The sequence below is a fragment of the Salinihabitans flavidus genome (assembly GCF_900110425.1).
GTDB lineage: Bacteria > Pseudomonadota > Alphaproteobacteria > Rhodobacterales > Rhodobacteraceae > Salinihabitans > Salinihabitans flavidus.
Window position 1 is genome coordinate 1 of the sequence record NZ_FODS01000049.1, and the last position, 10,848, is coordinate 10,848.

Sequence of the window (10,848 nt, forward strand, 5' to 3'; positions counted from 1 at the left end):
CTCTTGCGCAAGGAAACCGCCACAGCCTCCTGCGTCGGCGTCAGCGTCGTCTGCAACCGGCGCGCCGTGTGGCTGCGATCCTGCACGCTGTCGCGCTTGCGCCACTTCCAAACGGTCTGCTCGGAGATGCCGTAGCGCTCCGCCACGACCCACGCCGGCTCAGTGCTCGCCTGGATCGCCGCCCGCACCTTCGGCGTCGTGGTGGCCTGCTTGTGAAGAGAGATCAGCATGTCATTTCCCCGTCCCGAACCTCGCGCAGGATCGATCTTGCCATGAACAATGCAGTTCGGCGAGGGTCTATATGATCATCCGGGATGGGACAGATAGCTCAGCCCGGCGACCTGCCGGTACCAGTCGGGCGGGTCCGGGTCGAGACGCAAGGCGCTCTCGATGGTCTCGACCGCCTTGTCCGCGCGACCGGTCAGCGCCAGAACATGGGCCAGCACGGCAAGGTTGCCGGGCGCGTCCGGTCCAAGGGCGACCGCCGCGCGCGCATTCGCCAGCGCGTCGACCGGCAGCCGCATTTCCGGGAACGGCGCGAGCAGCCGCATCTCGGCAAGCAACCTGTGCGCCCGCGCGCTGCCGCCAAGTGCGACGGCACGCTCCACCATCCCGAGCGCCCGCGTCATCTCGCGCCGACCGCCACCCCAGGCGAGATGCTGGACCTCCAGCCAGTAGGTCAACCCGAGTTGCGCCCAGGCGTCGGCATTGCCCGGTTGATCGGCGACCACCGTCTCGAGCAGCGCCCTCGCCCGCTCATTATCCCCGCGCTGCCGCCAGTCGCGCGACGCCAACAGCGCGTTCGCCTGCACCAACGCGGTGTTTGCCGGCTTGGGGACAGGGGCCGTATTGTTCCCGGGCAGACTCCACCAGACGCCGATCAGCGCCACCACCATCACGACCACCGCGGCACGCGTGCCGACCCGTGCAAATGGCTTTCGGGTCGGCGCATCGCGATGCGTCGCCTCAACGTCGATATCCTCGGACGACAGCAGATAACCCCGTCGCGGCACGGTGCGCAGAAGGCTCGAGCCTTCCGGGCCGAGCGCGCGCCGTATCTCGCTCACGCATTGCGCGAGGGAATCGTCTGAGGCGATCACATCGGGCCAGACCTGCTGAATGAGCTCGTCCTTGCTCACCAAGCGGCCACGCCGCTCGCAGAGAACCTCGAGCACCCGGTACGATTTCGGGCGCAAGATCCGCTCCGCACCCGACGCGTCTTCGAGGCATCCGCGCTCGCGGTTGAGGACGAAACTGCCGAAGCGAAGGGCATCCGAAGCGGTCATGGCATTGTCCCGATGGCGTGTTAGCGAAATTATAGCACAATTTCAGCCTTCTTTCAGGACAGTTTCATGACCTGCGGCGAAGCTTGTCCGACCCTCCTGCGTGACCCGTCCCAGGAGGCCACCCATGCACTTCCCCATCGTGTCATCCGCGATCGTCGCGCTCTGCCTCGCCGCCGCCAACCCGGTCGCTGCCACCACGCCGCGCGAGGCACCGCCCCTGCTCGACACGATCGTGCTTTGGCTCGCGGCGAACTTCGATCTGCCCGCGGAAGCGCAGGTACCGGCCCTCGTCAACGTCGCCGAGGCCGACCTTGTCGCGATGCGCTACGGGCCGGAGGCAACCGTGCCACCCGGCCTCGTGGTCGCGGTCTACGACGACACCGCGCGGACCATATACCTTTCGGACGGCTGGACCGGGCGCACGCCCGCCGAGCTTTCGGTACTGGTCCACGAGATGGTCCACCACCTCCAGGCGGTCGCCGGCATGCGCTTTGCCTGCCCCGCCGCGCGCGAGGTGCTTGCCTACGAGGCACAGGATGCGTGGCTCGGCTTGTTCGGCCAAAGCCTCGAGGGTGCCTTCGGAATAGATGCAGCATCGCGGCTTGTCGGAACCGTCTGTACCCATTAGGGCCGCGTCGAACGGTGTGCCAGACGATGGCCGGATCAAGTGGCTATCCCAATCTGGAAAAGCGTGGCAAACCGAAATCTGTAATCGGCGTTACTGCCGCGACAGGGATCACATGCATGAGCTATCGTAATTTCGGCAGACTGGAATCGGAAGGTTGGGCGGATCCGTCGACCGTCGAAAACTATGCCGCATCGTTCGCACGCGCCACGGACATCGGGATCGGCCCGATTGTCAATGCATCGGGCGCAGGGCCCGGCACGCGCGTTCTCGATCTTTGCTGTGGTCATTGTGCCGGCACCGAGGCGCTTCTTGCCGCCGGGGCCGAGGTCACCGGGCTCGATTTTTCGCCTGCGATGTTGCGCCAGGCCCGCAGCCGCGCCAAAGCGGCCGACCTGCGCGAAGGAGATGCGCAGTCAATGCCGTTCCCCGACGCGACGTTCGATGCGGTCGTGTGTGGCTTCGGCATCATGCATATCCCCGACCAACCGAAGGTGCTTTCAGAGGTTCATCGCGTTCTCCGGCCGGGCGGCAATTTTGTCATGACGGCGTGGTGCGGCCCTGATCGCTCCCCTGCTTTCCGAATTGCTTTCAGCTCAATCCAGGCTCATGCAGATCCCGCAACTTCGCTACCGGACGCGCCAGACTTTCATCTTTTTGCCGACCCGTCCTCGGCACAAACCCTTCTCTCGGACGCCGGTCTCTCGAATATCCACTCACGCACGATCGACTGCTTTTTCGAGATCGATGAGCCCGAAGGTTTGTGGAATATCTTCTCGCGCGGCACGGTGCGTGCGAAAATGCTGATCGACGCGCAGCCGCCACGCAATCGAGAGGCCATTCGCCGCGCGATGGCGCAGGCGGTCTCAGCCGAGTTCGGCGACGACCCAAGACTGCGCGTGCCCGCCCCAGCAAAACTCGTCACAGCGCAGACGTAGTTGGACGGCACGTCGTGGGGAGTCCATGTCATGGGCGGCGTTAATGAAGCTTTGGGATGATCGTTCACAACTGCCGGGACCTGAGAAATGGGCCGATGACAGACGGACGACTGCTTTGCGCCAAACGCTGTGGCGCGGCTTGAACCGATGACTCTTGAAAAGCGGTGTTCATCCGGGATCAGCCGGCCAACGAACCACATCACCTCGACGTTGCGCCCGGCCTCCTGCTCCAGCGCGTGGTTGAATGCCCCCGGTATTTGAGGAAGCAAACTACAGCTTGGAGTTTTCACACAGTCTCGGCCCAAATGTATGTGTCGGCTGCTGTTCGCAATCGAGAATTTGGCACGATTTCGGAAATCGCTCATATGTATCCGGCCTGTTGATCGGCTCGCGGGCCGTGGCCTCGATGGGGTTACGCACGCGCCGTGGTCTCATTACCGGCAAGGTCCATGATGACCATTTGGGCCGTCAGACTCTGGGGGCGTATTTTCTCCGTTCCATGCTGTTCTCTCTATCGCGAACTCCTTGGTGACCGTAGAAGGCGTCAGATCGCTTCCATGGCCGCGTCTTTTGGCGCGTCGAACCGGGTCCCATGCCGCAGAAGGCTTCAGGCGGTTCGAGCGAGTTTGTTGGCAAGCGCGATGGCCGCTTTGTTTCGTGGCATGCGTGCCACCGCCTCGGTCAGCCACGGGCCGAAACTGAAGTCGGACCATCGGTGTGGGCGCATCATGATCACTTTCGCCGCCTGCACGAACAACATCCTCAGATAGCGGCTGCCGCGTTTGGTGATCCTGCCGAGAATGGTGCGCCCGCCGGTGCTGAATTGTCGGGGCACCAGGCCGACCCAGGCTGCGAAATCGCGCCCTCGATCGAAGGCCTCGCCTTTGCCCACGGCCGCGACCATCGCGGTTGAGATCATCGGCCCGATCCCGGGTATCGTCATGATGTTGGCGCAGTTCTCCTCGGTGCGGCTGATCTCTTCGATCTCGCCCGAGATATCCTCGATCCGTTTGTCCAACCAGAGCCAGTCGCCATAGAGCCCGATCAGAATGCCGCGCATCCGGGGCGAGATCTCATCCCGTCGCTGTTCGAGGATCGTCTCGAAGGAATTCTTGAGCGCCCGCAGCCCCGACCTGACGGTGATGCCCTGCTCGATCAGGAAGGCTCGGATCTGGTTGATGGTCGCCGTGCGCCGCGAAACCAGCCGGGCCCGAACCCGGTGCAGGGCCTGAAGGTCGAGCTGATCCTGGTCCTTCTCCGAAACGGTCCGGAGGTTCGGCCGCAACGCCGCTTCCGCGATGGCCTCGGCGTCGTTGTAATCGTTCTTCTGGCCCTTGTTGAACGGCTTCACATAAATCGCCGGGATGATCCGCGGCTCGAAACCCATACCCCGCAGAGTTCGGCTGACAAAATGGGCGCTAAGGCAGGCTTCCATCCCGACGATGCAGCGCGGGAGCTGCTCGAACGTAGCATTCAGCGCCAACCGCTTGATCTGCTTGCGCATGACCAGCTGGCCAGAGCGGTCGAACCCGACCAGGTGAAACGTATCCTTCCCAATGTCGACGCCGACTACGGCAAGGTTTTCAAAGCTTCCTGTCTTCTTTGCACACATGGCTACTTCTCCTTGTTGCACGGTTGATCCCTCTTCAGGATAACCCGACGGTGGGGAAGCAGCCGACACATCCCATTACCGGTCACTCATCGGGGGCCAACATTCTGCGATGGAGCTTTCGCTCTGCGGCCATTCGTGCAGCGCACAGCATTTGAAACGGTTGAGGGTCCGTTCAGCGAGTGTGGTTTCAACGGGTCATCGCAACACCTGTCACCACCGGTGACTTTATCAAGTCAGTGTTGGCGTGTAGAATCCCATCATGAAACAGCACGTGGGGTTTTGCACGTCAGCGGAGGGTGTTCGGATCGCCTTTGCCGAGTCTGGAGAAGGACCGCCTTTGGTCCGGGTGGCGAACTGGTTCACGCATCTCGATCTCGACCGGCAGAGTGCCGTGTGGCGGCACTGGTTCGACTTTCTGTCCGACGGTCGCACCCTCATTCGCTATGATCCGCGCGGCTCGGGGCTGTCCGACCGCAATGTGGACGATTTTTCGATGGACCGCTGGATCGAGGACCTCGACGCGGTGGTCAAGTGCGCCGGTCTAACGCGCTTTCCACTAATTGGCTTGTGCCAGGGCGGTGCCGTCGCGGCCGCCTACGCCGCGCGGCATCCCAATAGGATCAGCCGCCTCGTTCTCTACGACAGCTACCCATTCGGCGCCTATGCCGAGGGCGTGCCGGACCGGTTGGTTCAAGAAGCGCGCGCTCTGGCCGAGATGATCGAGGTGGGCTGGGGCAAGAAGACCGGCGCCTTCCGGGAGATCTTCGCCAACCTTCTGATGCCCGAGGCCGACAAGGACGCCCTGCGATGGATCAGCGAGATGCAGCGGCGCAGCGCCTCGGCGCGCAATGCGCGGCTGATGTGGGACGCCTTCAACGACTTCGATATTCGCGACGTTGCGGGCGACATTGCGGCGCCGACCTTAGTATTCCACGGTCGCCGCGACGCCATGGTGCCCTTCGAGGCCGGCCGCCAGCTCGCCTCGTTGATACCGAATGCGCGGTTCGTGCCGCTGGAGACCAGCAACCACATTCTTCTTCCGAACGAAAATGCGTGGGCGCAGTTCTGCCGTGAGTTCAACGATTTTCTCGAACCCGAGGCCGCCGCCGAGCGGGCTTGCGGGCTCGCGCTCGACACGCTGACCGCGCGCGAGGCGGAGGTGCTCGACGGCGTCGCCCGCGGCCTCGGCAATCGGGACCTGGCGGATCTGCTGCGGATCTCCGAGAAGACGGTGCGCAATTACGTCAGCACCGTTTTCTCCAAGCTCGGAGTCGAAAGCCGGGCACAGGCGATCGTGTCGGCCCGCGACGCAGGTCTTGGCCGCGACTGATGCCCGGCGAGGCCGGGACAACGGTCCCGAAGCCGACGCCTGAGCCCCGAAATTTCCAGGTCGGCGTAGGACCAGCGCCTCATGCGCGCTGGCGTTTGTTGCCTCATGATTACTCAACGACATCTCAGAAGGGAGCAGAGCGATGAGCAAGACCATGACCGCCCTGGTGAAGGAGCGCCAGGAACCACTGCAAGACCGTTACAAAACTGCGCCCGACGAGGCACGGATCACGGACCATGCGATCGCGGAAAGCGGCGCCGCCGACCCGTTCCACGGCACCGTCAAGGTCGGCGACGGCCAGAGCGCGCCGTGGGACTTCGGTATCCATCGCGCGATCGGCGGCGATCACGACCTGCCGAACCCGGGCGACATCCTGTGCGCGGCGCTGGCCGCCTGCCTCGACTCGACGCTGTGCATGATTGCGGCGCGCATGGGCGTGCCGCTCGAGTCCCTCGAAGTCTCTGTGAACGCCCGTGTCGATGTGCGCGGTTGCCTGATGGTCGATCGTACCGTCCCCACCGGCTTTCAGCGCATCGAGGTCGATGTGCTCCTCGAAGTCACGGAAGGCGTCGAACCGGCGCAGATCAAGATGCTGACGTCGACTGCGGAACAATGCTGCGTCGTTCTCCAGACGCTCCGCGAAGGGGTCCCCGTCACCACGACATTCCGCGAGCCGACGGAGAAGACCGCCGCTGAATAGCGCGCCGGAAATTCGCGCCCGAAAACTCTCGCCTGTCTCAGATCCCTGCGACCAACACTTTCAACGGAGAAAACCATGACAGATTCAACCGACACTCTCGACACTCCCATTCGCAGTCACAACGCGACACCATCCGCCACCTGGTCCAGCCCGGGTGGCGCCTATGACGAGGTCAGCCGCGGCATTCTCGATGCCATCGAACACTGCACAAACCGGCTGATGCCGCCCAGGGACGGGCGCGTACTCGACGTGGCGACCGGCACCGGCTGGGCCGCGCGGCGGCTCGCCGAGCGCGGGTTCCGGGTAACCGGCGTGGATTTCGCGCCCGACCTTCTGGCCGCGGCCAGCGAACTGGCCGGCGCGCGCCATATGGACCTCAAGTTCGATCTGGGCGACGCGGAAGCGCTACCCTACCCGGACGCGTCCTTCGACGCGGTCATGTCGAGCTTCGGGATCATGTTCGTCCAACGCCCCGAGGATGCCGCCGCCGAGATCGCGCGCGTCTGCAAACCCGGCGGGCGCATTTCACTGGCCACCTGGATGCCCGACGGCAACGTCTTCGAGATGTTCAAGATCATGAAGAGCTACATGCCCAAGCCCGATGGCACACCGCCTCCGTCGCCCTTCGAGTGGGGCAGACCGGAGCGGGTGACGACGCTGCTCGGCGATCATTTCGATCTCGCCTTCGAACAGGGCACGTCGTTCTACCGGGAACCCGACGGGGAAGCCGCCTGGCGGACCTTCGTCGAGGGCTACGGCCCCCTGCGCACGCTCGTCGGCAAGCTGGACGAGGCGGACGCGCGCGCGCTTGAACGCGACTTCGTCGCCTTTCACGCCGGCTTCGCCACCGATCTCGGTGTCTGCGTGCCGCGCGACTACCTCGTCGCCGCCGGAACCCGGCGCTGAACAATTCGGCATTGTCGAAAGCCCAACCCCAAAAGGAGATGGCCATGACACGCACAACCAAACTCGCTCTGAACACCGCAATCCTGGCTGGCGCCACGCTGGCAATCACCGCGACGGCGTCCGCTGAGGAACCGGAACCGATCGCCGCCAATCCACTGACCGAGCGGCACGCTTTCCCCAACGAGACGTCCATGCAGATCACGCAGAACCTGGAGGGGCTACCGCCACAGAGTGTCGAGATCGAGGACACATCGCACATGGTGATGGTCGAGTTCACCATTCAGCCCGGTGTCGTGTTTCCTTGGCACACGCATCCAGGGACGGTGCTGATCAAGATTGCGGAAGGCGATTTCACGTTCGTATTCGCCGAGGATTGCGTCGAACGCGACTTCGCACCCGGCTCGGCTCTGGTCGATCCCGGCGACACTGTCCACACCGCCTTCAATCCGAGCGCGGATCAGGAGACAGTGGTCGTCGCAACGCTGTTCGGCGTACCCGCCGAGGGCCCGCTCACGATTCCGGTCGAAGCCGCTGAAGGTGCGGCTCTGGATGAGGAATGCGGCATCGAGCGCCTGAGCGGGTAAGGTCACGAGGGTGTGCCGCGTTGCAGCGGCCCCAGAGGGCGATCCTGCTCCGAGATTCCCTGAATGTCGGCTTCCAGAGTCGCAGCAAGAATGGTTCGCGCTTGCAGAGAATGTCCGGAATCCGCCCTATCTGCATGTTGCCGCGATACTGTGCCGGGAGAAGACGAACGACAAGAATAGGCTGCCTGCTGACTCTCTCTTTGCATTCGGGTTCTGAAGATGCGGCAACCTCGTAATTGGATGTCGAAACAACCAGCCCAGGATGGTCGAGACGCTGTTCATTGAAAACTGCGCGGTGCTTTCGCACATGCCTTGCGTGGGCTCCTACCACGATGGCCTGCGCTCTTCTCCTAGTGGGACGGCCACCTATATTGCAGTCATCTTCAAGCGAGAGAACGACGATGAACTGCGTGAAAACCGCGCTCTTGATGGCTGCGATGACGGCCCTGTTCCTTGCGATCGGCTATCTGCTCGCCGGGACGGCTGGTATCGTGATCGCGTTCGCAGTGGCGCTCACGATGAACGCCGTCAGCTGGTGGAACTCGGATCGCTTGGTGCTGAGGATGCACAACGCCCGTCCGGTCGCCGAGGGCGATCGCGGAGGGTTGTCGGAGATGGTGCGCGATCTCGCGCAGGGCGCCGGCATGCCGATGCCGGCCGTCTACATCATCGATACGCCCCAGCCCAATGCCTTCGCGATAGGCCGTAATCCGCAGAACGCGGCAGTCGCGGTGACCACGGGATTGATGCGCAGCCTCTCTCGCGAGGAATTGGCCGGGGTCGTTGCCCACGAGCTCGCCCATATCCGTAACCACGACACCGCGATCATGACTGTGACGGCGACCGTCGCCGGCGCAATCTCCATGCTGGCGAACTTCGCGCTCTTCTTCGGGGGACGCCGGGAAGGCGGTCTCGGCATTGTGGGCATGATCGCGATGATGATCCTTGCCCCGCTCGCCGCCGCACTGGTGCAGATGGCTATCAGCCGCACCCGGGAATACGCTGCGGACAGGGCCGGAGCGGAAATCTGCGGCAACCCCCTTTGGCTTGCCTCGGCTCTGGAGAAGATTCAGCGCGGCGCAGCCCGGATCGACAATCACGCGGCCGAGCGCAATCCCGCGACCGCCCACATGTTCATCATCAATCCACTGCACGCTCACAAGCACGACAGTCTTTTCGCGACCCATCCGGCGACGGAAAACCGGGTAGCGGCCCTGAAAGCCTTGGTTGGGCAGTCCGCAGGCGACGCCGCATCGCAGAGTCCAAGGGTTGGCCGGGCTGGCCCGTGGTTTTGAACCGACCGGGTGGTTGCCGTCACGTGAGATTTCGCCCGGGGCTTTGACTGACCCCGGCCTCATGCGCCACTGCCGCTTCTGCTTATCCGCAAACAGACCTGGACATCTCTCCGCCAAGGAATGGCTCGACATTCGGGTAAGTATACCAGCCGAACTGCATGGGGGCGGTCGAGAAGTCCTAGATTCTCAACCAGAACCTCATGGGGATGGGTTCTGGCGCCGGCACTGCCCCAGGGCGAAAGCTCCCATTGTCTTGCAGACCTGTGTCGCAGGCTTGTCTGTCGCGGTTGCGCAAACACGACACTCCGATCATTCCGACCCACTTTTCGGTCCGACGGTGTCAGCATCATGATGGCGCTCCACAGCGGCCACAAGGTCCTGCATGCTGATGCGCAGCCCCATGCTCAAGGCATACAATGTTGAGAGCGACGGTTGCCTTCGTCCGGTTTCGAGAAACGAAATGAAGCGCGCCGAAACATCTGCACGTTCGGCAAGTTCTTCTTGTGTCAGATGTGCTTGTTCACGCTGTTCAGACAGCGCCGCCGCGAAAGCGGCCACGAGAGATTCATTCTGCCGATCCATGCGGTTAGCCATTCCGCATGGGTTGACATGTCGCCACGAACAGTTGTTCTAGTTACGGCATAAGAGCGTAATCGCCACCCGGAAAGTCGAGAACAGAGGACCATCGCAGGACAGTTTATCGTGCCGGAGCAAGCCACCGCGTGACGGTCTTTTTGCCCTTCCAATACTCAAATTCAACTGCCGCCGGGGATCAGATGTGACTCGCCTCGTCACACCTATCCCCTCGGCCACAGACTCAGGTGCCCAATGAGCTACGCGACCATCACGATCGGAGACCTTCTTGCGGATGTGAACAGCCGGTATTTTCTGCCGGCCATCCAGCGCCCCTATGTGTGGAGCGCGGATCAGGTCATCACCCTGATCGACTCGCTCCTGAAGGGCTATCCGATCAGTTCGCTGATGTTCTGGGCTGTAGACGAGGACCTCAAGCGCGAGTTGAAGATCTATAACTTCATCGAGCACTGGAAGCCGGGCATGCAGAATCCCACCGCCTCAGCCAATGGCCGGGATGTGACCCTGGTGCTCGATGGCCAGCAGCGGATCACGTCGCTGTTGATCGCGCTGCGCGGCAGCTTCGCCGAGAAGGCCAAGCACAAGCGCCGCTCGAGCCCCGATGCCTGGTCGGAAAAGACGCTCTATATCGATCTGCTTAGGTGTTTAGTCCCGGCATCTGGTGGATCGGATTTAGGATGAAACGATCCGGCTCTGAGGTCCAGACCTTGCAGATGTATTCGTAGGGCGTGAGGCCGCCGAGAGTTTTGAGCCGCCGGGCGAAATTGTAGGCTGCCATGAAGTCTGTGAGGTGCGTGCGTAGCTGATTGTGGCTGTCGTAGTGGAAGCGCTTGACCGTCGCGTCCTTGATCGTGCGGTTCATCCTCTCGACCTGGCCGTTGGTCCATGGATGGTTGGGTTTGGTCAGCCGGTGCTCGATGCCGTTCGCCTCACAGATCATGTCGAAGCGCATCGGCCGGGAGATGATCGTGTTCCGGT

The 10,848-nt window shown here is 62.8% G+C and carries 12 protein-coding genes and 1 pseudogene; 8 read left to right on the top strand and 5 right to left on the bottom strand.

Annotation, left to right across the window (positions count from 1 at the left end; genetic code table 11):
* Positions 1-230: helix-turn-helix domain-containing protein (locus tag BMW66_RS19065; protein ID WP_342741895.1), on the bottom strand; the 230-nt coding region annotated here is incomplete at its 3' end.
* A 75-nt stretch (positions 231-305) separates the two neighbouring features.
* A complete protein-coding gene (locus tag BMW66_RS19070; RefSeq protein WP_093120735.1) occupies positions 306-1,286 on the bottom strand; it encodes a winged helix-turn-helix domain-containing protein in 981 nt (326 codons plus the stop codon).
* A gap of 124 nt (positions 1,287-1,410) precedes the next feature.
* On the opposite strand from BMW66_RS19070, the gene BMW66_RS19075 reads away from it, so the two are divergent.
* Positions 1,411-1,914, top strand: a complete 504-nt coding sequence (locus BMW66_RS19075) for a DUF6647 family protein (protein WP_217639347.1) — start codon at positions 1,411-1,413, stop codon at positions 1,912-1,914.
* Positions 1,915-2,030: 116 nt separating this feature from the next.
* Positions 2,031-2,849, top strand: a complete 819-nt coding sequence (locus tag BMW66_RS19080) for a class I SAM-dependent methyltransferase (RefSeq protein ID WP_175483328.1) — start codon at positions 2,031-2,033, stop codon at positions 2,847-2,849.
* Between the two features lie 544 nt (positions 2,850-3,393).
* Here BMW66_RS19080 and BMW66_RS19085 read toward each other — a convergent pair.
* A pseudogene (locus tag BMW66_RS19085) lies at positions 3,394-4,461 on the bottom strand (IS110 family RNA-guided transposase).
* A gap of 346 nt (positions 4,462-4,807) precedes the next feature.
* Here BMW66_RS19085 and BMW66_RS19090 point away from each other — a divergent pair.
* The 5 genes from BMW66_RS19090 to htpX all read left to right on the top strand — a co-directional run bounded on the left by BMW66_RS19090 (position 4,808) and on the right by htpX (position 9,276).
* Entirely contained in the window at positions 4,808-5,791 is a 984-nt protein-coding gene (locus BMW66_RS19090; protein ID WP_217639348.1) for an alpha/beta fold hydrolase, read from the top strand.
* Positions 5,792-5,933: 142 nt separating this feature from the next.
* Positions 5,934-6,491, top strand: a complete 558-nt coding sequence (locus tag BMW66_RS19095) for an OsmC family protein (RefSeq protein ID WP_093120740.1) — start codon at positions 5,934-5,936, stop codon at positions 6,489-6,491.
* 75 nt (positions 6,492-6,566) lie between these two features.
* The gene (locus BMW66_RS19100; RefSeq protein WP_093120742.1) at positions 6,567-7,397 is read left to right on the top strand and encodes a class I SAM-dependent methyltransferase; all 831 of its coding nucleotides are present in this window, start codon (positions 6,567-6,569) and stop codon (positions 7,395-7,397) included.
* Between the two features lie 44 nt (positions 7,398-7,441).
* Positions 7,442-7,981 carry a cupin domain-containing protein gene (locus BMW66_RS19105; RefSeq protein WP_217639349.1) on the top strand — a complete coding sequence of 180 codons (540 nt, stop codon included), beginning with the start codon at positions 7,442-7,444 and terminating at the stop codon, positions 7,979-7,981.
* A gap of 401 nt (positions 7,982-8,382) precedes the next feature.
* Entirely contained in the window at positions 8,383-9,276 is an 894-nt protein-coding gene (gene htpX, locus BMW66_RS19110; RefSeq protein ID WP_093120745.1) for a zinc metalloprotease HtpX, read from the top strand.
* A 309-nt stretch (positions 9,277-9,585) separates the two neighbouring features.
* Here htpX and BMW66_RS19115 read toward each other — a convergent pair whose 3' ends face one another.
* On the bottom strand, positions 9,586-9,870 hold the full coding sequence (locus BMW66_RS19115) for a helix-turn-helix domain-containing protein (RefSeq protein ID WP_093120747.1): 285 nt from the start codon (positions 9,868-9,870) through the stop codon (positions 9,586-9,588).
* A gap of 234 nt (positions 9,871-10,104) precedes the next feature.
* Here BMW66_RS19115 and BMW66_RS19120 point away from each other — a divergent pair, with 234 nt between their 5' ends.
* Positions 10,105-10,551, top strand: coding sequence for a DUF262 domain-containing protein (locus BMW66_RS19120; protein ID WP_093120749.1), 447 nt, complete (start codon positions 10,105-10,107; stop codon positions 10,549-10,551).
* Here BMW66_RS19120 and BMW66_RS19125 read toward each other — a convergent pair.
* Positions 10,508-10,848: integrase core domain-containing protein (locus tag BMW66_RS19125; RefSeq protein ID WP_139196305.1), on the bottom strand; the 341-nt coding region annotated here is incomplete at its 5' end. The two genes, BMW66_RS19120 and BMW66_RS19125, sit on opposite strands and share 44 nt — an antisense overlap.